This window comes from Amycolatopsis sp. PSD-21 (assembly GCF_055561455.1).
In genome coordinates, this window is sequence record NZ_CM145712.1 from 1,373,425 (window position 1) to 1,394,982 (window position 21,558).

Genomic DNA, 21,558 nt, shown 5'->3' on the forward strand with positions numbered 1-21,558 from the left:
CTACACTTGTAGAGTGCGAAAGGCGACGATCGGGGACGCGGCCATCGAGGTCATCGCGGCCGAGGGGATGCGGGGGCTGACGCATCGCGCCGTCGACCGGTTCGCCGGGCTGCCGGCGGGTTCGACCTCGTACTACGCGCGGACGCGGGCGGCGCTGCTGGAGCTGGCGATCTCGCGGATGATCGAACTCGACGAGGTGACCCTCGATCCGCCACCCGGACGGCTGGCCGAGTACGTGGCGGGGTTCGCCCACGCGGCGATCACGAACGGGCGGACGCGGATGCTCGCGCGATACGAATTCGCGCTGGAGGCGACGCGGCGGCCGGAGCTGCGGGAGGCCTACGACAGGGGCGGGCTGGTCATCCGGCGGCGGTGTGCGGAGGTGCTCGCCGCGTGCGGGTCGGCAGAGCCGGAGCGGCACGCGCGGGTGCTCGTCGCGTGGCTGGAGGGGACGGTCTTCGACGCGCTGGCCGGGACGGGTTCGCTGCGGCCGCCGGGGCTCGAGGAGCTGACGCGAGGGGCGCGGGAGGTTTTGGCTGGGCTCGGGGTGGCGGGGTAGCAAGGGACCTTTGCTACCGCTTGGGGCTCTGACCTGCGGAAAGGGAGCAAGGGACCTTTGCTGCCACGCGGGGGTGTGTGGAAATAGAGACGTTGAGTGTCCCTATTTCCACACACCCCCTACCCCGCGTAGTGGCGCCTACCGACTGTGTGGATTTTGGTGCGTTGGATGACCAGAATCCACACAGTCACCGCGCTCACCTGCGGAAAGGGAGCAAGGGACCTTTGCTCCCACTTCTCTCGATGTTGAGACAAGCGGTAGCAAAGGTCCCTTGCTCCCCCTCAGGCGTCCCGCCGCCTGAGCACAGTGGAACCCGTGACCAGCCCAGCCGCCGCCCAAGCCGCACAGAGCGCGACGCCGACCCAAGGCGCGTAGGGCGCGACACCGCCGAAGATCGGATTCGGTTGCCCCGGCGTGACCATCGCGTTGACACCCGCGAAGCCCGGGAAGTAGTTCACGAGGTCTTCCCAGCCCAGTGAGCCGGCGAACATCGGGATCATCACCAGCAGCACGAACACCGTCACGATCGTCCCCGCCGTCGAGCGCAGCGCCGTCCCCAGGCCGAGGCAGAGCAGACCCAGCAGGGCGAAGTAGGCCCCCATGCCCGCCGCGGTCGCGAGGACCTCGCCAACCGAGGAGTCCGGCGCGGGGATCAACGGCGCCGAGACCGCCACACCGGCGAGGGTGTTCAGCACGCCGAAGCCGAACAGCACCGGCAGCAGGACCGCCGATTTCGCCGCGAGGACCCGGTTCCGCACCGGGACCCACTGCAGGGTCGAGCGGATGCTGCCACTGGCGTACTCGCTCGTCATGAACAGCGTCGCCAGCGCGACCACGGCGAACTGCGTGAGGTAGAACGCCGCTCCGGTCACCACGGCGTGCGGGGCCATCGGGCGGTCGCTGCCGTCCTGCAGCGCGAAACCCAGCGCCGCCGAGTAGGCCAGCATCAGGGCGAGCCCGCTGATCAGGCACCACCAGGTCGACCGGACCGACCAGAACTTGGTCCATTCCGAAGAGATCGCGTTCATCGTGCGCTCCACTGCTTGAAGAAACCGGTCAGCTCGTCGCGGAAGAACTTCAGCGCCTCCCGCGAGCCGATCGATCCGTACTGGTTCTCGATTTCGGACGGCGGGAGATGCGGCCGCAGCCCCAGCTGGTCGATCAGGATCGCGGCGTCGGTCACCGACGAATGACCGCTGTTCTCGACCAGGTCCTGCCTCTTCGGCCCGGTGAGCCGCGGCCAGGTCTCGTCCCAGGACGCGCGGAAGTACTTCTCGCCGGTCGGGCTGGTCAGCAGCAGGAACGGCCGGTCGAGCGAGACGGTGCCGTAGAACGGGCCGTCGACGTTCACGCCCGCCTTGATCCGCCGGTCGGCGGCCATCGCGGCGGCGGTCGCCGAGCCGCCGGCGGAATGCCCGGCCATCCCGATCTTCGTCGCGTCGATCGACCAGCGCCGGTCCTTCAGCAGGGTGTCGACGACGAACGTCGTGTCCACGGCGCGGTTCGCGATCGCGGCGGGCCACGGCTCGCCAGGGAGTCCACAAGCGACACACTGGCGCAGTCCGTCGGGGAACTCCGTAGCCCACGCTTCGTAGGCGTGGTCGATCCCGGCGACCACGAAGCCTTGCGCGGCAAGGTGTTCGGCGACCGAGGTCAGGGTGATCCGGTTGTTGCCCGCCCCCGGTGAGAGCACCACCAGCGGACGTCGTCCGGGCAGCGCGGGCGCGTTTTCGCGGGAGTGGACGCGCACCTTGCTCAAGGCGTCCGGCGGCAGGTCGAGTTTCCGCCCGGCGACGGTCGCCGCGGACTCGGCGTTGGTCATGTACCGCGGCGCGCGCCCGATCGGGACGGCCGGGTACCAGACGTTGACCATCAGCTCGCGCCGCTTCTCCGGCACCCAAGGGTCGGCTCGCCGCTGATCGGTGAGGTGCAGCGTGCGCAGCCCGATCGGGAGCGGGCCGCCCGGCGCGGGCAGCGACAGTTCCGGTGCCGCCGACGCGACCGCCGGCACCCCCAGCAGGCCGGCGATCACCGCCACCAGGACCATGAGTGATTTCACGCCGCGACTCCCGTTCCGTATTCGACCGACGACGCGGTCAGTTCCATGTACGCCTGTTCCAGTGACGCGGTCCGTTCGGCCAGCCCGTGCACGCGGATCCCGAGTTCGTGCACCGCGTCACCGACGAGGTGGACGGGCAGATCGTGCACGAGCAGTTCGTCCTGATCGGATTCCGTGGTCGCGCCGAGTGCGCGAAGGCGCTGTTCGAGGACACGCAGGTCGGCGGGAGCGGGCACCCGCACCACGACCGACGTCCGCGAATTGCCCGCGATGAACTCGTCGACCGGCGCGTCGGCGAGAAGCTTTCCCTTGCCGATGACGACCAGCCGGTCCGCGGTCAGCTGCATCTCGCTCATCAGATGGCTCGACACGAACACCGTGCGGCCCTCCTCCGCGAGGAGACGCATCAGCTGCCGCACCCAGCGGACGCCGTCGGGATCGAGGCCGTTCACCGGCTCGTCGAACATCAGCACGCCCGGGTCGCCCAGCAGGGCACCGGCGATCCCGAGTCGTTGCCCCATGCCGAGGGAGAACGTCCCGGCGCGTTTGCCCGCGACGTCGGTGAGGCCCACCGTCGCGAGCACTTCGTCCACCCGGCTCGCCGGGATCCCGTTGCTGCGCGCCATCGCCAGGAGGTGCTTGCCCGCGCTCCGGCCGGGATGCAGCGCCTTGGCCTCCAGCAGCGCGCCCACCTCGCGCAGCGGGAATCGCAGGTCCTCGTACCGCTTGCCGTCGATGAGGACCTCGCCCGCGCTCGGCGCGTCGAGGCCGAGCGTCATCCGCATGGTCGTCGACTTGCCCGCGCCGTTGGGTCCGAGGAAACCGGTCACTTTGCCCGGTTCGACGGCGAAGGTCAGCCCGTCCACCACCGTCTTCTCGCCATAGCGCTTCGTGAGTCCTCGAAGCGTGATCATCCGCGTCCTCCTTCGTGTCCCCGAATCCTCCGGCGCGGGGGCACCCGGGCGCAGTGCCCCGAAGTCATCGGTCACCCCTTACTTTCGGCAGGTGCCGCTCGGCACGAGTCGCCGCGGAAAGGCACAATCGGCGCCATGACCACCCGCGAACAACGGCGCGTGAATCCGCTCGACCTGGTGATGCTCGTGCTCGCCGTGTTCTCCGTCGGGCTGCTCGCCTACGTGACGTTCTTCCCTCATTCGGAGGAGACGGCGCATCGTGTCTTCGTCATCGACACGACGGTGTGCGGGATCTTCGCGCTGGAATTCCTCTGGCGCTGGCGGCGAAGTGGCTGGGAGAAGCGGTTCCCGCTGCGCAACTGGTACGAGATCCTCGGCATGATCCCCATCGCGCATCCGGCGCTGCGCGGGTTCCGGCTGCTGCGGATCATCGTGGTGCTGGTCCGGCTCGCGCGCACCGCCGACCGCGCGTTCGGTGAGCGGTTCACGCAGCGGCTGGTCGAACGGCTTTCCCGGCCGATCGTGCTCGCGATCAAGAAGCCGATCACGATCGCGGTACTCGACGAGGTCGTGAAGGTGCTGGAAACCGGGAACTACCCGCAGAACCTCGCGCGCTCACTCGGCGAGAACCAGACGTTGCTGCGGGGGATCATCGCCGAGAAGCTCAAGAACGATCCGCAGGCCGGGCGGCTTTCGAAACTGCCGTTCCACGACGAAGTGGTGCGTTCGGTGATCGACACCGCGATGCGCGTGATCCTCGAAGTGCTGACCGATCCGCGGATCGACGAATTCTTCGCGCATGTGGTGCGCGAGAACCGGGAACAGATCCGCAGCGCCGTGCAGCTGGGGCTGAACGAGCGTGAGGACGACGAGGAGCTGGCGGCGCAGTTGCCGACCAAGCCCCAGCATCAGTTGATGGACTGACCTCGTGAAGTGCGCCGGGTGGGCGCGGCGGTCAGCGGGTCCTCGGGCCAGGGGTGCTTCGGGTAGCGTCCGCGAAGGTCGGCGCGCACGGCCGCGTAACCGTTGCGCCAGAACGATTCCAAGTCGGCGGTGACCGCGGCGGGCCGTCCCGCGGGGGAGAGCAGGTGGAGCACGACGGGGACGCCCGCCAGTTTCGGCGTCGCGAGCCAGCCGAAGGTTTCCTGCAATTTGACGGCGAGCACCGGCTGTTCACCCGAGTAGTCGACCCTGATCCGCGAGCCCGACGGTACTTCCAGCCGGTCCGGCGCCAGTTCGTCCAAACGCGACGCTTCGGGCCAGGGGAGAAGCCCGCGCAGCGCCGCGCCGGCGTCCAGTGCGGCGAGATCGGATCGGCGACGCGCCGAGCCGATGTCGAGCCAGCTGTCCAAAGTGGACAGTAGATCCGTGTCGGACACAGAGGGCCAAGGTGGTCCGAGTACGCGATGCAGGAAGGACAGTCGTTCACGCAGCCGCTTGCCGTCCTCGGTCCAGCGCAGCAGGCCGAGCCCTTCGGTGCGCAAACCGTCCAGCAGTGCGGTACGGATCGCGTCCGGTGCGGGCGAGCGCAACGGTTTCTCCGAAAGAGTGATCGCGCCGAGTCGCCGCACCGACCGTGCGACGACGTCACCCGAAGACCAGCGCACTTCGTCCACTGAGGACACCAGATTCGGCGCGGCGCGCACGGCGAGGTCTTCGTCCGCAGGCGCGGCCAGCCGGATGATCCCTTGCGCGCGGCCGGGATCCCGGGTCGCTTCGGCCACCGCCAGCCATTCGACGTCGGCCAGTCCGCTCCCGCGGGGGAGTTCGGCGGCCGTTCCGCTTGCCATCAGGTACACCGGTGTGCCCGCGGAACGCCGTCGCGCGAGCCGCTCGGGATGCGCGAGCGCCACGACCAGCGCCGGATCGGAGGCGTTGCCGCCGTCGGAAACCAGTTGGGAAAGCCTTCGCACGTCACGTTTCCAGCGTTCGTCGCCGCGCACCCGCCGCAGTTCGGCTTCGAGGTCGGTCAGCGTGCCGCCGCTGTCCAGCAGCGCGACGACTTCGGCCGCCGAACGCGCGTTGGTCCGCGCCGCGCCGTCCAGCAACGCCCTCGCCAGCCGCGGATGCAGGCCCAGCGCGGCCATCTTCCGGCCGCGATCGGTCACCGTGCCGTCTTCCGAGGTCGCCCCGAGCGTGGTCAGCAACGCGCGCCCGGCGGCCAGCGCACCCTCGCCGGGTGGATCCCACCAGGCCAGGCCGGAACCGTCCGGAGTGGACCAGCACGCGAGCTCCAAGGCGAACCGCGCCAGCTCGGCCGTCCGGATCTCGGGTTCGGGGTACGCGGGCAGGGAACCCTGTTCGTGCGCCGCCCAGCACCGGTACGCGCGGCCGGGTGCCTCACGTCCGGCCCGGCCGGCGCGTTGTTCCGCGACTGCGGCCGACACGCGTACCGTCGCCAGCCCAGGCAGGCCACGCCGATGATCGACCCTGGGCACGCGGGACAGGCCGCAGTCCACCACCGCGCGCACGCCCGGCACGGTCAGGCTGGACTCGGCGACCGACGTCGAGAGCACCACCCGGCGGCGGGCGCGCGGGCGCAGGGCGTCGTCCTGGTGTGCCGCCGACAACCGTCCGTGCAAGGGCAGCACGTCGGCGTCGAGGCCGCTGAGCAGGCCGCTCACCCTGGCGATCTCTCCCGCGCCGGGCAGGAAGGCGAGCACGTCACCGTCCCCTTCGGACAGTGCTTTGTGGATCACTCTGGCGACGGTCGCCTCTATCCGCTCGCCGCGTGCCGGCGGGGAGTACGAGACGTCGACCGGGTAGGTCCGCGCCACCGCTGTGATCACCGGTGCATTGCCGAGCAGGGCCGCCAGCCGACCGGACGCCACGGTGGCGGATGTCGCGAGCAGGCGCAGGTCGTCCCGCAGCCCGGCGCGTACGTCCAGCAGCAGCGCGAGCAGCAGATCCGCGTCGAGATGGCGTTCGTGGCATTCGTCGAGCAGGACGGTCGACACTCCGGCGAGTTCGGGATCGCCCTGCACCCGCCGGACCAGCAAACCCGACGTCACCACTTCGATCCGCGTCGAGGACGACACCTTCCGGTCACCGCGGACCGAATAGCCGACCGTCTCACCGACCCGTTCGCCCAGCAGGGACGCCATTCGCGCCGCCGCGGCCCGCGCCGCCAGCCGCCTCGGTTCGGCGACGATCACCCGGCCTTCGCCGTTGTCCAGCGCGAGCGGCACCAAGGTGGTCTTGCCGGTTCCCGGCGGCGCGACGAGCACGGCGGTGCCATGGGCGGCGAGCGCGGCTTCGAGTTCGGGCAGGACTGCGCGAACCGGCAGATCGGGAAGGGTCACTTCTCGGTGACCTGCGGCGGAGGCGGGATCCGGTACCCGGACGGGCCGATGTTGCGGTTCAGCGATTCGAGCCATTCCCCGGACGAGATCATCTTCTGGATCGCCTTGGCCACCGCCGCCCGCCCCTCGGTGTCTTCCTTGCGCAGGCCGACACCGTACTTCTCCTTCGAGAACGGTTTGCCGACGACGCGCAGCAGCTCCGGGTTCTGCGCCACGTAACCGGCGAGGATGACGTCGTCGGTGGTCACCGCGTCCACCTGCCCGGCGAGCAGCGCCGTGACGCAGTCCTGGTAGCGCGGGTATTCGACGAGCTGGACGGCCTGCGCGAACTTGTCGCGCACCTGTTCGGCGGAGGTGGTGCCGCCCACGGCGCACAGCTTGCGGCCGTTGAGGTTCTCGGGGCCGGTGATGTCGGTCGACCGGAGGCGGACGAGCAGATCCTGGCCCGTGTCGAAATAGGGCCCGGCGAAACCGACGACCTGTTTCCGTTTTTCGGTGATGGAGTAGGTCGCCACCATCAGATCCGTGATCCCCGAGGTGATGTCCGTCTCGCGTGACGACGGCCTGCTGTCGTGCCAGGTGATGTGATCCTCGTCGACCCCCAATTCGCTCGCGACGTACTTCGCCACGTCGACGTCGAATCCGACGTACCGGCCGTCCATCGTTCTTCTGGAAAGTCCCGGCTGGTCGAAGCGGATGCCGATGGTGAGCTTGTTGGACGCGACGGCGCGCGCGACGAGAGAATCCGACGGACCGGCCTCATCGCCGCAGGCCGCGGCTGTGACCAGCATCAAGCAGGCCCCCAGCAGGGCGCGTCCCCTCATCGGGTGCCTCCGTCCGCCGCCTCACGTTGTTCTCAGGGTCGGCGGTTAGCCTAGGCCCGTGCGTAGACCGCCCCAAGTCGTACTCGACGCCGTGGGCACACTCGCCCGGCTCGGACTGGCCGCCGTCTGGTTGGTCTCCGGAGCGCTGAAGATCAGCGATCCGGGGCAGACCTACATCGCGGTCCAGGCGTTCGACGTCCTGCCGGACGGGCTCGTCCGCCCGGTCGCGATCGGGATGCCGCTCGTCGAACTGGCGCTCGGCCTGTTCCTGCTCGCCGGATTCGTGACCCGGTGGGTGTCGGTGCTGTCGGTGCTGCTGCTCGCGGTGCTCATCGCCGCGATCGCCCAATCCTGGGCGCGCGGGCTGAGCATCGACTGCGGCTGCTTCGGCGGTGGCGGTCAGATCGCCGCGGATCAGACGCAGTATCCGCAGGAGATCGCCAGGGACCTCGGATTCGCGCTCTTGGGTGTGTGGCTGATCGTGCGGCCGCGGACCTGGCTGTCGGTGGACGGCTGGCTCGGGAACTCCGGGGCCCCCGCCGACGACGACTATGTGGGTATCGCTGAAGGGAACGAATAATCGTGGGTGGAGCTGAGCGCAACGCTCGGAAACGCAAGCAGCAGCAGACGGCGGCGCGCTCGGTGGCACAGGCCAGGGGCGTCGCGGGCGGCGACAAGAAGAAGGTCGTCGCGATCACCGTCGCGGTGGTCGTGCTCGCCGCGCTGGTGATCGGTGGCGTGATCTGGACGACGTCCAGCAAGGACAGCACCGAGGGCAAGGTGATCGGGGCGCAGCCGGCCACGTCGGCGCCCGGTGTCGTCGAGAAGCGCGAGGGGGCGGCCGTGGTCGTCGGCAAGCCCGAGGCGAAGAAGACCATCGACATCTACGCCGACTTCCTCTGCCCGGTCTGCAAGCAGTTCGAAGAGTCGTTCAAGGGGCAGATCGAGGAGCAGGTGAACAACGGGACCCTGCAGGTCCGGTACCACATGCTGCCGATGCTCAACCAGCGCTCCGACCCGCCGGGCTACTCGCTGGACTCCGCCAACGCCTCGCTCGCCGCGGCCGACGCGGGCAAGTTCGTCGCCTTCCACGACGCGCTGTTCAAGGACCAGCCGGAGGAAGGCGGGCGCGGGTTCGACAAGGCGCAGCTGATCAAGCTCGGCCAGGACGTCGGCATCACCGACCCGGCCTTCGCGCTCAAGGTCAACAGCGGCGCTTACGACCAGGAGATCCAGGACGCGTACAAGAAGATCTCGACGGACCCGTCGCTGCAGCAGGACTTCGGCAACGGCCCCGGTTTCGGCACGCCGACCGTGACGGCGAACGGGCAGGTCGTGAAGCTGGAGCAGGACTGGGTGCAGAAGGTCACCGGCTAGTTTTTCCCGTGAAGGCCCCCTTCCCTCGGCTCAGCCGAGGGAAGGGGGCCTTCACGCTGTTCGGGGTCGGTGGGGGTGAGCGGGCGGTAGCAAAGGTCCCTTGCTCCCTTTTCGCAGGTCACGGGCGTGAAGCGGAGGCGACGCTCGCGAAGGCATGTACGCGGGCCGTCTCCGCGGAGCGCGGCCAGACGAGCCCCCACTCGACGTCGGGAGAGCCGGCGAAGGGCACGAAGCGGATTCGCGGGTGGCTGAAGTACTCCCGCGCGTGCGCGGCGAGCGGGCAGATGCCGGCGCCGGTGGCGATCGCGGCGAGCAGTTCCTGAAAGGTCGCGAAGGGCTTGCCCCGCGTCACGGGATGTCCGGCCGGCGTCAGCCACTGCCGTGGCTCCTCGATCCAGTACGGCTCCGGCGGATGGGCCGCGCGAAGGACGGTGTCGCGGGCGAGGTCGTCGAGGGTCACTGACTTCCGCCGCGCGAAAGGGTGTTTCGACGCCACCGCGAGCACCATCGGTTCGGTGTACACGACCGGTCCGGTCGTGAGATCGGGCTCGTCGGCCGGAAGCAGGGTCACCAGCACGTCGATCTCACCCGAGCGCAGCATCGCCATCGGATCGGCGAAATCGGCTTCGCGGATGAGCAGTTCCGTGTCCGGGTAGCGCTCCCGGAAGCGGTCCAGGAGGTCTTCGATCAGATCGGCGACGCCGGGTGCTTCGAAGCCCAGCCGCAGCACGCCGCCGATCCCGCGTCCGGCCGCGATCGCGCGGTCGATGCCTTCGTGCAGGGCACGGTAGGCGGGGCCGAGGTCGTCACGCAGCCGTTCGCCGATCGGCGTGAGCCGGACCCGCCTGCTGGTACGCGCGAACAGCGGCGCGCCGATCCGGCGTTCCACCTGTTTGATCGTCTGGCTCACCCGCGCTTGCGAGACGTGCAGGCGTTCCGCGGTGCGGCCGAAATGCAGTTCGTCGGCCAGCGCCAGGAAGATCTCGATGTCCCGCAGTTCCATAATCCCCAGGTTATCGATACGGCCGGGTGCCGGTCAGCGGGAACCGACTTTTCCGCAGGTCTAGCGGTTTGTCAGAGGTTAATTCAAGATATGAATTTAAATACTTCCGGCATGGATGGTGAGTATGAGGAGAATCGCGGTCCAGCTCGCTCTGCTGTTCGCTTCCTGTCTCGCGCTGGCGTTGGCGCCGGTGTCGGCACAGGCGGCCCCCGCGTTCCAGGTGCTGGCCTTCTACAACGGCACCTACGACGCCGCGCACATCAGTTTCGTCAAGGAAGCCAACCAGTGGTTCCCGAAAACCGCTTCACAGAACAACTTCGGCTACACCGCGACCAACGACTGGAACCGGCTGAGCTCGCTGCAACCCTCGCAGTATCAGGTCGTGCTGTTCCTGGACGACCTTCCGCAGACCCCGGCGCAGCGTTCGGGCTTCGAGCGGTACATGAACGCGGGCGGCGCCTTCTTCGGCTTCCATGTGGCGGCGTTCAACACCAATCCGTCCACTTGGGACTGGTATCACAACCGACTCCTCGGCACGGGCGCGTTCAAGTCCAACACCTGGGGCCCGACGACGGCGACGCTGAAGGTGGAGAACCGGCCGCATCCGTCGACCACGCGGCTGCCCGCGACCTTCACCTCGTCGGTGAGCGAGTGGTACGCCTGGAACAGGGATCTGCGGAAGAATCCCGACATCCGGATCCTCGCCTCGGTGGATCCGGTGAGCTTCCCGCTCGGGACCGATCCGAACCAGTCCTGGTACAGCGGGTACTACCCGATCCTCTGGACCAACGCCAAGTACAAGATGCTGTACGCCAACTTCGGGCACGACAAGATGAACTACGAGACGAACCGGCCGCTTTCGTCGACCTTCGGCAGTGAGGTGCAGAACCGCTTCGTCGTCGACGGTCTGCTGTGGTTGGGCGGCGCGAAGACGTCCTGACCCGGGCCCTGGCCAGCCGTGTTTTCCCTGGTCAGGGCCTCCGGTGGTAGCAAAGGTCCCTTGCTACTCCTCGATGGCGCCGCCTACCGCCCGCAGGTGCTGCCGGAACGTCAGCGAAGGCGACTTCGCGCGCTCCGCGAGGAAGTCGGCGAAGCGCACTTGCTCGCGAAGCGACTCTCCGGCGCGGATCCGGTCGGCCTGGAGCCGCTCGGTGTCGCGGATACCCTCGGCGCGGTCCAGGACCTCGTCCGCCCGGCCTGCCGGGACGAACAGGACGCCGTCCTCGTCGCCGAAGACGAGGTCCTCTCGCGTCACCGTCCACTCGCCGACGACGGCCGACTCGAGCGCGTCGTCCGGGCGGGCGGTGACCGAGAGCGGACCGGTCGGGATCGAACCGAGACTGAACACCGGCAGCCCGATCTTCTTGATGTCCGCGGTGTCGCGATGCAGCCCCCAGATGACCACGCCGCTCAGCCCGGCGGCCTCGGCTTCGAGCACCGCGAGGTCTCCGACACAGCTCTCGTCGAGCCTGCCGCCGTTGTCGACGACCAGGACGTCGCCGGGGTTCGCGATTTCGTACGCCTCCAGGAAGACGTCGACGCTGCCGACGTGCCGTGCGGGGGTGACCCGCCCGGCGACGCGGCCGCCGGGTACGACCGCGTGCGTACCGGCGGGCGCGCACCGGACCGGGACGCCGGCGCGGACGCAGCCGTCGGTCAGATGCGCGGTGGTCAGCAGGGAGAACCGCTGCCGAAGCTCCTCGGGATCCATACCCCGACTTTAGCGACACGTGCCCTAAGTAACATCCGTGCAGACCTGTATGTAAGGGGTTGATAAATACAGTCCTGTCTGTATCTTCAGTTTCAACAGCAACGACAAGGAGCGTCGTGGTGGCCAACAAGGTGTACGTCGTCGGCGTGGGCATGACGAAGTTCGAGAAACCCGGACGCCGCGAGGGCTGGGACTACCCGCAGATGGCCAAGGAGTCCGGGACCAAGGCGCTCGAAGACGCCGGAATCTCGTTCGACGAGGTGCGGCAGGCCTACGTCGGCTACGTCTACGGCGAGTCGACCTCGGGACAGCGTGCGGTCTACGAGCTGGGCATGACCGGGATCCCGGTGGTCAACGTCAACAACAACTGCTCGACCGGGTCGACCGCGCTGTACCTGGCCGCGGAGGCGATCCGGGGCGGCCGCGCGGACTGCGCGCTCGCGCTCGGCTTCGAGAAGATGCAGCCTGGATCACTCGGCTCGACCTACGACGACCGCGAGCAGCCGATGGGCAGGCACATCCAGGCGCTCGCGGAGATCTCCGAAGTGCTCTTCCCGCCCGCACCGTGGATGTTCGGCGCGGCGGGCCGCGAGCACATGAAGACCTACGGCACCACCGCCGAACACTTCGCCAAGATCGGCGAGAAGAACCACCGGCATTCGGTGAACAACCCGTACGCGCAGTTCCAGGAAAGCTATTCGCTGCAGGACATCCTGGACTCGCGGATGATCTACGACCCGCTGACCAAGCTCCAGTGCTCACCGACGTCGGACGGCTCGGGCGCGGCGATCCTCGCCAGCGAGTCCTTTGTGGACTCGCACGGGCTATCGGCGCAGGCCGTGGAGATCGTCGGGCAGGCGATGACCACCGACTTCGCCAGCACCTTCGACGGCACCGCGAAGAACATCATCGGCTACGACATGAACGTCCAGGCCGCCCGCCAGGTGTACGACCAGGCCGGGCTCGGCGCGGAGGACTTCCAGGTCATCGAACTGCACGACTGCTTCTCCGCCAACGAACTCCTGCTCTACGAAGCGCTCGGGCTCTGCGCCGAGGGCGAAGCCGGAAAACTCGTCGACTCCGGGGACACCACCTACGGCGGGAAGTGGGTCGTCAACCCGTCAGGCGGGCTGATCTCCAAGGGACACCCGCTCGGCGCCACCGGCCTCGCGCAATGCGCCGAACTCACCTGGCAGCTGCGCGGAACCGCGGACAAACGCCAGGTCGACGGCGTCCAGGCCGCGCTGCAGCACAACATCGGACTCGGCGGCGCCGCCGTCGTCACCGCCTACCAGCGCGCCGAGCGCTGATCCCGAAAGGAAGAACCATGGGCAAGATCAGTGCCTCCGTCGAACTCCCGGCCGCTCCCGACAAGGTGTGGGCGGAGTTCTCCAACCCCAACAACTTCGAGAAATGGCTGACCATCCACACCAAGTGGAAGGGCGAGGTCCCGGCCGAGTTCTCCAAGGGCGCCCAGGCTTCCGAGGTCGTCACGATGCTCGGGATGCCGAACACCATCACCTGGACGGTCGACGAGTTCGAGGCGCCGTCGAAGCTGGCGATCTCCGGGACCGGGATGGCCGGGGTCAAGGTCAAGTTCGAGCTGTCGGTGGAGGCGTCCGGCGAAGGTTCGCTCGCCAGCATCGACGCGGAGTTCGCCGGCCAGATGATCGTCGGCGCGCTCGGCAAGGCCGTCGAGAAGGACGGCAAGAAGAACCTCGACGCCTCCCTCGAGAACTTCAAGGCGCTGGTCTCGTGACCGAGCGGTTCGACCCCGGCGGGCTCGGCCAGTGGACCGACGAGTCCAGGTTCGAGGTGACCCGCGAGCGGCTGATCGAGTACGCGAAGGCCACCAACGACCCGATCCCGGCGCACCTCGCGGGGGACGTCGCGAGCCCCGTGTTCGCGATCGTGCCGGTGTTCGAGTCGCTGATGGAACCCGCACTCGAGGTCGTCCCGGTCGGCTTGTTCGGCCGGATCGTGCACGGAGAGCAGGAATTCCGGTTCCACCGGCCGATCCGCCCCGGCGACAAGCTCGTGTCACGGGCGCGGATGACCGGCTACGAAGGCCTGAAGAACGGCACCCGCGGCACCATCCACCTCGAATGCCGGACCGAGGGCGGCGACCTGGTCAACGAGCAGTACGTGACCTTGTTCGTGCGCGGGTTCGACACCGGCGAGACGCGGGGCGAACTCGGGCCGGAGCACAAGTTCGACGAAGACCTGCGTGCGCGGGCGCCGGTGGCGAAGGTCAGCCAGCACGTCGATGACGACCAGACCTATCGGTACGCGCCCGCCGCCGGCGATCCCATGCCCATCCATCTCGACGAAGAGGTCGCGAAGGATTCGGGGCTGCCAGGGATCATCGCGCACGGGCTGTGCACCATGGCGTTCACTTCGTGGGCGTTGCTGACCGAAGTAGCCGGGTCCGATGTGGACAGACTGAAACGGATCGCCGTCCGGTTCGCCAAACCGGTGCTGCCCGGGCAAGACCTGACGACGTCCATCTGGAGCGCGGGTGGCGGGAGCTACGCGTTCGAAACCACCGTCGGCGACACCGTCGTGATCAAGGACGGCCTCGCGGAATTCGCGGAGTAGGAGCAAAAGCCATGGGAGCACTCGACGGGCGGGTCGCCGTCATCACCGGCGCCGGACGCGGGATCGGCCGCGAGCACGCGCTGCTGTTCGCGCGGGAGGGCGCGAGCGTCGTGGTCAACGACCTCGGCGGCGCGAACGACGGCAGCGGCAGCGACACCGGGCCCGCGCAGGAGGTCGTCGACGAGATCCGCGCGGCGGGCGGGCAGGCCGTGGCGAACACGGCCAACGTCGCCGATTGGGCCGGCGCGGAGGAACTGGTCGCGCAGGCGGTGGGCGAGTTCGGCAGGCTGGACGTCGTCGTGAACAACGCGGGCATTCTGCGCGACGCGTTCATCGCGGGACTGGAAGAGTCCCAATGGGATTCCGTGATCGCGGTACACCTGAAGGGGCACGCGGCGGTGCTGCGGCACGCGGCCGCGTACTGGAAGAGCGCGAGCAAGGCCGGCGAGCCGGTGGCGGGATCGGTGATCAACACCGCGTCGGCGTCCGGGACCACGTTGCCGAACGCGGGGCAGGCGAACTACGGCGCGGCGAAAGCGGGGATCGCCGCGCTGACGCTGGTCGCCGCCGAGGAACTGGAGCGCTACGGCGTCCGGGTCAACGCGATCGCGCCGATCGCGCGCACGCGGCTCACCCTGGCGACGCCGGGCATGGGCGCGATCTTCGCGCAAGAGGTCGAGGAAGGGGAGTTCGACGCGTTCTCCCCGGCGAACATCTCGCCGCTGGTGGCCTACCTCGCGACCGAGAAATGCCCGCTCACCGGCAAGGTGTTCGCGGTGCAGGGCGGCGCGATCTCCGAACTCGCGGGCTGGCACGACGTCAAGGTGATCGAAACCGAGGCCGCCTGGGAGATCGACGACATCGCGGCGAGGCTCCCGTGATCGAGTGGTCCGAGACCGAACTGCTGATCAGGGACGCGATCCGCGAGTTCGTCGACAAGGAGATCCGGCCGCACCTCGACGCGCTGGAAAGCGGGACGCTGCCGCCGTACGACATCATCCGGAAGATGTTCGCGTCCTTCGGCATCGACGCGCTCGCGCGGGAATCGGTGTCGAAACTGCTGTCTGGGAAGCGCGGGTCCGGCGGCGGCGGCCTGGCGTTCGGCGGGCAGGAGGCGATGGCGCTCATCGCGGTGAGCGAACTGGCCGGGGTGAGCCTCGGCATCGTCGCCTCGCTCGGCGTGAGCATCGGGCTGACCGCGCAGACGATCCTGACCAAGGGCACACAGGCGCAGAAGGAACGGTGGCTGCCCGGGCTGGCGACGTTCGAGAAGGTCGGCGCATGGGCGATCACCGAACCCGACTCGGGCTCGGACGCTTTCGGCGGGATGAAGACGTCGGTGCGGCGCGACGGTGACGAATATGTCCTCAATGGACAGAAGACGTTCATCACCAACGGGCCTTATGCCGACACGATCATCGTCTACGCCAAGCTGGACGACGGCTCCGACATCCGCGATCGCAAGGTGCTGACGTTCGTGCTCGACAAGGGCATGCCGGGACTCACCCAAGGCAAGCCGTTCAAGAAGATGGGCATGATGTCGTCGCCGACCGGCGAGCTGTTCTTCAGCGACGTCCGGCTCGGGCGTGACCGGCTGCTCGGCGAATCCGAGACCGGCCGCGACGGCGACAGCAAGGCCGAGGTGAAGTCCGGGTTCGCCGTCGAGCGCATCGGTGTCGCGGCGCTGGCGCTCGGGATCATCAACGAGTGTCACCGGCTTTGCGTGGACTACGCGAAGAACCGGAAGCTGTGGGGCCAGGAGATCGGGCGGTTCCAGCTGATCCAGCTCAAGCTGGCGAAGATGGAGGTCGCGCGGATCAACGTGCAGAACATGGTGTTCCAGCTGATCGAGACCCTGCGCGCGGGCAAGATGCCGACGCTGGCCGAGGCTTCGGCGATGAAGCTGTACTCGTCCGAGGCGGCCACCGAGGTGGCGATGGAGGCCGTGCAGCTGTTCGGCGGGAACGGGTACATGGCGGAGTACCGGGTGGAGCAGCTCGCGCGGGACGCGAAGTCGCTGATGATCTACGCGGGAAGCAACGAGATCCAGGTGACGCACATCGCGAAGGGCCTCCTGGGCCCTCGCGTTTAGTCCGCTGAATGCGGTGGGCGCCGGCGGCGGGGGAGCAAGGGACCTTTGCTACCACTTGAGGAGTCGGCTGGCCGGTGACCGATGGGCCGCCTCGCGTGACTGGATGGCCGGCACGCGTGATTGGGCGGACGACACGCGTGATTGAGTGGCCAGCTCGCGTGATTGGGGGCGTAACTCGCGTGGGTGGGGGCGTAACTCGTGTGTTTGGGGGCGTAACTCGCGTGATTGGGGGCGTAACTCGTGTGTTTGGGGGCGCAACTCGCGTGATTGGAGGCGGAACTCGGGTGGTGGGTGAGTTCCGGCTCCAATCACGTGAGTTACGGCTTCGATCACGTGAGTGCGGGGTTGGGCGGGGGTTAGTCCCGTTCGATGAGGTGACCGACGACCTCGGGGCCGGGGTGGGCGTGGCCGGAGCCGTCGCGGCGGATGTCGACTTCGGGGAGTTCCACCGGGTCGCCGGTGCGCGAGGCACCGGCGGGACGCGGGCCGATCCAGCCCACGACCAGGCGCGTTTCGCCCTTGAGGAACCGCTGCGCCCGGACACCACCGGTCGCGCGGCCCTTGGCCGGGTACTCGCTGAACGGTGTCACCTTCACGCTCGCGCCGGTCGCGGTGACGACCATCGGCTCACCGTGTTCGGCGTCGTCGGTACGGATCGCGCCGAAGAAGACCACTTCCGCTTCACCGCGCACGGTGATCCCGGCCATGCCGCCACCCTTGAGTCCCTGCGGCCGCACGAGCGAAGCCGGGTAGCGCAGCAGTGACGCTTCGGACGACAGGAACGCCAGCGTCTCTTCGCCGTCGGTGAGCCAGGTGGCGCCGACGACCTCGTCGCCGTCCTTCAGGCTGATCACGTCGAACTCGTCCGAGCGGACCGGCCATTCCGGCGCGCACACCTTCACGACACCGTGCTTCGTGCCGAGCGCGAGGCCCGGGGAGCCGGCCGCCTGTTCGCCGAGCGGGGCCAGCCCGATGACGCGCTCGCCCTTCTCCAGCGGCACCAGTTCCTTCGCGGCCATCCCGCCGCGCAGCGACACCGTGCCCGCCTGCTCGGGCAGCACCGGCAACGGCAGCACGTCGGTTTTGAACGCGCGGCCGCGGTTCGTCACCAGAAGCACCTGACCGCGGGCGGTCGAATGGACCACCGCGGACACCGAGTCGTGTTTGACGCGGCCGTTTCGGCGCCGAACCTCCGACGCTTCCTCCGATTCCGCCGCCGTCCGCGCGACCAGCCCCGTGGCCGACAGGATCACCTGGCACGGGTCGTCGGCGACCTCCAGCGGCCCCGACGGCTTCGACGCGGCGAGGACCTCCTTGAGGTCACCGTCGATCAGCGCGGTGCGGCGTTCGGTGGGGTGGTCCTTGGCGACCTTGGCCAGCTCGGCCGAGACGACCTTCTTCAGCACCGACTCGTCGTCGAGGATCTTCGACAGCTCGGCGATCTCCCCGCGCAGCTTGTCCTGCTCGGCTTCGAGTTCGATCCGGTCGTACTTGGTGAGCCGCCGCAGCGGGGTGTCCAGGATGTAGGTCGCCTGGATCTCCGAGAGCTTGAACCGCTTCATCAGGCCGTCCTTCGCGGCCGCGGCGTTCTCGCTGTCGCGGATCAGCTTGATCACCTTGTCGATGTCGAGCAGGGCGATCAGCAGGCCGTCGACCAGGTGCAGGCGCTCTTCGCGCTTGCGGCGCCGGTACCGCGTGCGGCGGGTGACGACCTCGTAGCGGTGGCTGAGGAAGACCTCCAGCAGCGCCTTGAGTCCCAGCGTCTGCGGTTGCCCGTCCACCAGCACCAGGTTGTTGATGCCGAACGACTGCTCCAGCGGCGTGAGCCGGTACAGGTCCGCCAGCAGCGCCTGCGGGTTCACGCCGACCTTGCATTCGATGACCAGCCGCGTGCCGTTCTCGCGGTCGGTGAGGTCCTTGACGTCGGCGATCCCGGTGAGCCGCTTGGACTTGTTGACCTCGTCGGTGATCTTCTCGATCACCTTCTCCGGGCCGACGCCGTACGGCAGCTCGGTGACGGTGATCGCCTGGCGGCCGCGGCTGCCCTCCAGCGGCCCGGTCTCGGCGCTGGCGCGCATGCGCACGACGCCTCGGCCGGTCTCGTACGCGCGGCGCACCTCGTCGAGACCCAGCAGCGAACCGCCGGTCGGCAGGTCGGGGCCGGGGACGTACTCCATCAGCTTGTCGAGGGTGGCGTTCGGGTGGTTGATCAGCCAGCGCGCGGCGCCGATGACCTCGCTCATGTTGTGCGGGATCATATTGGTCGCCATCCCGACCGCGATCCCGGAAGTGCCGTTGACCAGCAGGTTCGGGAACGCCGCGGGCAGCACCGAAGGCTCTTCGAGCGAGCCGTCGTAGTTCGGCCGGAAGTCGACGGTGTCCTCGCCGAGCTCACCGACCAGCAGCATCGCTTCCGGGGACAGCCGCGCCTCGGTGTACCGCGAGGCGGCCGGACCGTCGTCGGGGGAGCCGAAGTTCCCGTGCCCGTCCACGAGCGGCACGTTGAGCGAGAAGTCCTGCGCGAGCCGGACCATGGCGTCGTAGATCGCCGTCTCACCGTGCGGGTGGTACTTGCCCATCACGTCGCCGGTGACACGCGCCGACTTCACGTACGCGTGCGAAGGCCGGTAGCCGTTCTCGTTCATCGAGTGCATGATCCGGCGGTGCACCGGCTTCAGCCCGTCCCGCGCGTCCGGGAGCGCCCGCGAGTGGATGACCGAATAGGCGTACTCCAGGTACGAATCCTCGATCTCCGTCTTCAGCGAGTTGTCGAAGACGTTCGCGCCGGGCTTGTCGAACGCGGCGGGATCGACCTTGGTGGTGGTGCCCTTACGGCGTGCCATTGCTCAAAGCTCCTTGAATAGCAACGAAATCAGGCGTCGATGGCTTCGCGGTCGACCCGGTCGGAGGATTCGACCAGCCAGTTGCGGCGTGGCTCGACCTTCTCGCCCATCAACAGTTCGAGCGCGTTCTCCGCGGCTTCGACGTCGTCGAGGGTGATCCGGCGGACCGAGCGGGTGGCCGGGTTCATCGTGGTCTCCCACAGTTCGTCGGCGTCCATCTCGCCGAGACCCTTGAACCGCGGCACCGGCGTGACGATCTGCTTGCCCGCCCGCTCCAGCTCCGCGTACTTGGTCTCCATCTCCTTCTGGGTGAAGGTGAAATGGGTTTCCGGGTTGCGGCCCTTGGTGACCAGTTTGTGCAGCGGCGGCATCGCGGCGTAGAGCCTGCCGTCCTCGATCGCCGGCCGCATGTACTTGGCGAACAGCGTGATCAGCAGTGTGCGGATATGCGAACCGTCGACGTCCGCGTCGGCCATCAGGATCACCCGGCCGTAGCGCATGGTCGACAGGTCGAACGTGCGCCCGCTGCCCGCGCCGAGCACCTGCACGATCGAGGCGATCTCGGCGTTCTTCAAGGTGTCGCCGAGTGACGCCTTCTGGACGTTGAGGATCTTGCCGCGCAAGGGAAGCAGCGCCTGGTACTCCGACACGCGCGCCATCCGCGCCGAACCGAGCGCGCTGTCACCCTCGACGAGGAACAGCTCGCTGCGGGAAACGCCGGTGGTGCGGCAGTCGACCAGTTTCGGCGGCATGGCCGCGCCTTCGAGCGCGGTCTTGCGCCGGGCGGCGTCCTTCTGCTGCTTCTGGGTGAGCCGGACGCGTGCCGCGTCGACCACCTTCTGCAGCACGATCTTCGCCTCGGACTTGGTCTTGCGCTCCTCGGTCCAGGCGCGGATGTGCTTGTCGACGATGCCCTGGATGACCCTGGTGATCCCGGCGGTGGACAGCTCGTCCTTGGTCTGCGAGGTGAACTGCGGCTCGGGCAGGCGGACGTGGACGACCGCCGTCATCCCTTCGAGGACGTCTTCGACGGTCGGCATCTCCTCCTTGGGCTTGAGCAGCCCGCGGGTTTTGGAAATGGCGTCCTGCAAGGCTTTCAGCACCGCGCGGTCGAAACCGCGGCGGTGCGTGCCGCCGTGCACGTTGCGGATGGTGTTGGTGAAGCATTCCACCGTGCGCTCGTAGCCGGTGCCCCAGCGCAGCGCGACCTCGACCTCCGCGTGACGCACCACATTGGACTGCATGACCCCGCTGGCGTCGGCCGCGTTCTCCTTGTACGTGCCCTCGCCGTTGATGATCAGCGTGCCGCAGACGGGTTTCTCGTCGGACGGGGCGAGGAAGTCGACCATGTCGGCGAGGCCGTTGGGGTAGTGGAAGGTCTCTTCGCTGATCGAATCGTCGACGGCGGTGCGCAGCACGTACGTGACGCCGGGGACCAGGAACGCGGTGTTGCGCATCTTCGCGCGGACGCCTTCGACGTCGAGCGCGGCGCCGCTTTCGAAGTAACGCGAGTCGTACCAGTACCGGATCGACGTGCCGGAGCGCTCGCCCCGCTTCATCTTCCCGGTGATGTTCAGCCCGGATTTGCGGGTGAACTTCGCCTTCGGGCCGGGCCCGTCGAACACGCCGGGGACGCCGTGCGCGAACGACATCTGGTGGACCTTGCCGCTCTGCTTCACCGTGACGTCGAAGCGATGCGACAGCGCGTTCACCGCCGAGGCGCCGACGCCGTGCAGGCCACCGGAGGTCTTGTAGCCGGAGCCGCCGAACTTGCCGCCCGCGTGCAGCCTCGTCAGCACCAGCTCGACGCCCGACAGACCGGATTTGGCGTGCGTGCCGGTGGGGATGCCGCGGCCGTCGTCGTCGACCTGGACACTGCCGTCGGCGTGCAGGGTGACCACGATCTTCGTGGCGTGACCAGCCACACCTTCGTCGGTCGAGTTGTCCACGACCTCGGAGAACAGGTGGTTGATGCCGCGGCTGTCGGTGGAACCGATGTACATCCCGGGGCGCTTGCGGACCGCTTCCAGACCCTCGAGATGCGTCAGGTCGTCGGCCCCGTACAGGGTCTCAGCAGTCACTGGGTACTTCTCCTGGAGTCATGGCTCGCGAACTAGCTCGTGGAGGTGGTGTTCAACGCGACACCGTACTGGAGGATATCCGTCCCCTCCGACAGCTTCGTCCTCCCGAGCCTCCGGTGTGGCGCATCACGCCGTCCCGATGGCCGGGTCACGGCTGGGGAAAGCGACTTCCTCCCGGCTCGGATGAGGCGTTAT

The 21,558-nt window shown here is 68.2% G+C and carries 19 protein-coding genes; 10 read left to right on the forward strand and 9 right to left on the reverse strand.

Annotated elements, in window-relative coordinates:
• Nucleotides 1–13 precede the first annotated feature (13 nt).
• Nucleotides 14–559, forward strand: coding sequence for a TetR/AcrR family transcriptional regulator (locus ACZ1DY_RS07015; RefSeq protein ID WP_126737114.1), 546 nt, complete (start codon nucleotides 14–16; stop codon nucleotides 557–559).
• A gap of 281 nt (nucleotides 560–840) precedes the next feature.
• Here the strand turns inward: ACZ1DY_RS07015 and ACZ1DY_RS07020 are convergent, their stop codons facing one another.
• The 3 genes from ACZ1DY_RS07020 to ACZ1DY_RS07030 are packed head-to-tail and all read right to left on the reverse strand — an operon-like array spanning nucleotide 841 to nucleotide 3,532.
• Nucleotides 841–1,587 carry an ABC transporter permease gene (locus ACZ1DY_RS07020; protein ID WP_465483911.1) on the reverse strand — a complete coding sequence of 249 codons (747 nt, stop codon included), beginning with the start codon at nucleotides 1,585–1,587 and terminating at the stop codon, nucleotides 841–843.
• Complete coding sequence (locus ACZ1DY_RS07025) at nucleotides 1,584–2,618, reverse strand: alpha/beta hydrolase family protein (protein WP_465483912.1); 1,035 nt, start codon at nucleotides 2,616–2,618, stop codon at nucleotides 1,584–1,586. Before ACZ1DY_RS07025 ends, ACZ1DY_RS07020 begins: the two co-directional genes overlap by 4 nt.
• Nucleotides 2,615–3,532, reverse strand: coding sequence for an ABC transporter ATP-binding protein (locus ACZ1DY_RS07030; protein WP_257488917.1), 918 nt, complete (start codon nucleotides 3,530–3,532; stop codon nucleotides 2,615–2,617). Before ACZ1DY_RS07030 ends, ACZ1DY_RS07025 begins: the two co-directional genes overlap by 4 nt.
• 135 nt (nucleotides 3,533–3,667) lie before the next feature.
• On the opposite strand from ACZ1DY_RS07030, the gene ACZ1DY_RS07035 reads away from it, so the two are divergent.
• Nucleotides 3,668–4,456 carry an ion transporter gene (locus ACZ1DY_RS07035; protein ID WP_192746421.1) on the forward strand — a complete coding sequence of 263 codons (789 nt, stop codon included), beginning with the start codon at nucleotides 3,668–3,670 and terminating at the stop codon, nucleotides 4,454–4,456.
• Here ACZ1DY_RS07035 and hrpB read toward each other — a convergent pair.
• Entirely contained in the window at nucleotides 4,441–6,834 is a 2,394-nt protein-coding gene (gene hrpB / locus ACZ1DY_RS07040; RefSeq protein ID WP_465483913.1) for an ATP-dependent helicase HrpB, read from the reverse strand. The genes ACZ1DY_RS07035 and hrpB overlap by 16 nt on opposite strands.
• The gene (locus tag ACZ1DY_RS07045) at nucleotides 6,831–7,658 is read right to left on the reverse strand and encodes a glutamate ABC transporter substrate-binding protein (protein ID WP_257488915.1); all 828 of its coding nucleotides are present in this window, start codon (nucleotides 7,656–7,658) and stop codon (nucleotides 6,831–6,833) included. The genes hrpB and ACZ1DY_RS07045 overlap by 4 nt, the downstream gene beginning before the upstream one ends.
• A 91-nt stretch (nucleotides 7,659–7,749) precedes the next feature.
• Between ACZ1DY_RS07045 and ACZ1DY_RS07050 the strand changes: the two genes are divergently transcribed.
• Both ACZ1DY_RS07050 and ACZ1DY_RS07055 read left to right on the forward strand, forming a co-directional pair.
• On the forward strand, nucleotides 7,750–8,238 hold the full coding sequence (locus ACZ1DY_RS07050) for a MauE/DoxX family redox-associated membrane protein (protein WP_257489770.1): 489 nt from the start codon (nucleotides 7,750–7,752) through the stop codon (nucleotides 8,236–8,238).
• Between the two features lie 2 nt (nucleotides 8,239–8,240).
• Nucleotides 8,241–9,035 (forward strand): DsbA family protein, encoded by a 795-nt coding sequence (locus tag ACZ1DY_RS07055; protein ID WP_257488914.1) that lies wholly within the window; start codon nucleotides 8,241–8,243, stop codon nucleotides 9,033–9,035.
• A gap of 118 nt (nucleotides 9,036–9,153) precedes the next feature.
• Here ACZ1DY_RS07055 and ACZ1DY_RS07060 read toward each other — a convergent pair whose 3' ends face one another.
• Nucleotides 9,154–10,038 (reverse strand): LysR family transcriptional regulator, encoded by an 885-nt coding sequence (locus ACZ1DY_RS07060; RefSeq protein WP_465483914.1) that lies wholly within the window; start codon nucleotides 10,036–10,038, stop codon nucleotides 9,154–9,156.
• Nucleotides 10,039–10,162: 124 nt separating this feature from the next.
• On the opposite strand from ACZ1DY_RS07060, the gene ACZ1DY_RS07065 reads away from it, so the two are divergent.
• The gene (locus tag ACZ1DY_RS07065; RefSeq protein ID WP_465483915.1) at nucleotides 10,163–10,978 is read left to right on the forward strand and encodes a ThuA domain-containing protein; all 816 of its coding nucleotides are present in this window, start codon (nucleotides 10,163–10,165) and stop codon (nucleotides 10,976–10,978) included.
• Between the two features lie 63 nt (nucleotides 10,979–11,041).
• Here ACZ1DY_RS07065 and ACZ1DY_RS07070 read toward each other — a convergent pair whose 3' ends face one another.
• Complete coding sequence (locus ACZ1DY_RS07070) at nucleotides 11,042–11,749, reverse strand: RraA family protein (RefSeq protein WP_257488910.1); 708 nt, start codon at nucleotides 11,747–11,749, stop codon at nucleotides 11,042–11,044.
• A gap of 116 nt (nucleotides 11,750–11,865) precedes the next feature.
• Here ACZ1DY_RS07070 and ACZ1DY_RS07075 point away from each other — a divergent pair, with 116 nt between their 5' ends.
• Genes ACZ1DY_RS07075 through ACZ1DY_RS07095 form a run of 5 tightly spaced genes read left to right on the forward strand, consistent with a single transcriptional unit; the run spans nucleotide 11,866 to nucleotide 16,439 of the window.
• Nucleotides 11,866–13,059, forward strand: a complete 1,194-nt coding sequence (locus ACZ1DY_RS07075; protein WP_465483916.1) for a lipid-transfer protein — start codon at nucleotides 11,866–11,868, stop codon at nucleotides 13,057–13,059.
• A 17-nt stretch (nucleotides 13,060–13,076) separates the two neighbouring features.
• Nucleotides 13,077–13,508 (forward strand): type II toxin-antitoxin system Rv0910 family toxin, encoded by a 432-nt coding sequence (locus ACZ1DY_RS07080; protein ID WP_034322070.1) that lies wholly within the window; start codon nucleotides 13,077–13,079, stop codon nucleotides 13,506–13,508.
• Complete coding sequence (locus ACZ1DY_RS07085) at nucleotides 13,505–14,347, forward strand: MaoC/PaaZ C-terminal domain-containing protein (RefSeq protein WP_465483917.1); 843 nt, start codon at nucleotides 13,505–13,507, stop codon at nucleotides 14,345–14,347. The genes ACZ1DY_RS07080 and ACZ1DY_RS07085 overlap by 4 nt, the downstream gene beginning before the upstream one ends.
• Nucleotides 14,348–14,358: 11 nt before the next feature.
• Nucleotides 14,359–15,228, forward strand: coding sequence for an SDR family oxidoreductase (locus ACZ1DY_RS07090; RefSeq protein WP_126737102.1), 870 nt, complete (start codon nucleotides 14,359–14,361; stop codon nucleotides 15,226–15,228).
• Entirely contained in the window at nucleotides 15,225–16,439 is a 1,215-nt protein-coding gene (locus tag ACZ1DY_RS07095) for an acyl-CoA dehydrogenase family protein (protein WP_465483918.1), read from the forward strand. The genes ACZ1DY_RS07090 and ACZ1DY_RS07095 overlap by 4 nt, the downstream gene beginning before the upstream one ends.
• Nucleotides 16,440–16,795: 356 nt before the next feature.
• Here the strand turns inward: ACZ1DY_RS07095 and ACZ1DY_RS07100 are convergent, their stop codons facing one another.
• Nucleotides 16,796–19,282, reverse strand: coding sequence for a DNA gyrase/topoisomerase IV subunit A (locus tag ACZ1DY_RS07100; RefSeq protein WP_126737100.1), 2,487 nt, complete (start codon nucleotides 19,280–19,282; stop codon nucleotides 16,796–16,798).
• Nucleotides 19,283–19,311: 29 nt separating this feature from the next.
• Nucleotides 19,312–21,363 (reverse strand): DNA gyrase/topoisomerase IV subunit B, encoded by a 2,052-nt coding sequence (locus ACZ1DY_RS07105; protein WP_126737099.1) that lies wholly within the window; start codon nucleotides 21,361–21,363, stop codon nucleotides 19,312–19,314.
• Between the last annotated feature and the right edge of the window lie 195 nt (nucleotides 21,364–21,558).

Coding starts and splice junctions, on each gene's coding strand:
- ACZ1DY_RS07070 (WP_257488910.1), bottom strand. CDS start 11,749: ATGGATCCCGAGGAGCTTCGGCAGCGGTTCTCCCTGCTGACCACCGCG.
- ACZ1DY_RS07020 (WP_465483911.1), bottom strand. CDS start 1,587: ATGAACGCGATCTCTTCGGAATGGACCAAGTTCTGGTCGGTCCGGTCG.
- ACZ1DY_RS07065 (WP_465483915.1), top strand. CDS start 10,163: ATGAGGAGAATCGCGGTCCAGCTCGCTCTGCTGTTCGCTTCCTGTCTC.
- ACZ1DY_RS07030 (WP_257488917.1), bottom strand. CDS start 3,532: ATGATCACGCTTCGAGGACTCACGAAGCGCTATGGCGAGAAGACGGTG.
- ACZ1DY_RS07060 (WP_465483914.1), bottom strand. CDS start 10,038: ATGGAACTGCGGGACATCGAGATCTTCCTGGCGCTGGCCGACGAACTG.
- ACZ1DY_RS07045 (WP_257488915.1), bottom strand. CDS start 7,658: ATGAGGGGACGCGCCCTGCTGGGGGCCTGCTTGATGCTGGTCACAGCC.
- ACZ1DY_RS07100 (WP_126737100.1), bottom strand. CDS start 19,282: ATGGCACGCCGTAAGGGCACCACCACCAAGGTCGATCCCGCCGCGTTC.
- ACZ1DY_RS07090 (WP_126737102.1), top strand. CDS start 14,359: ATGGGAGCACTCGACGGGCGGGTCGCCGTCATCACCGGCGCCGGACGC.
- ACZ1DY_RS07035 (WP_192746421.1), top strand. CDS start 3,668: ATGACCACCCGCGAACAACGGCGCGTGAATCCGCTCGACCTGGTGATG.
- ACZ1DY_RS07080 (WP_034322070.1), top strand. CDS start 13,077: ATGGGCAAGATCAGTGCCTCCGTCGAACTCCCGGCCGCTCCCGACAAG.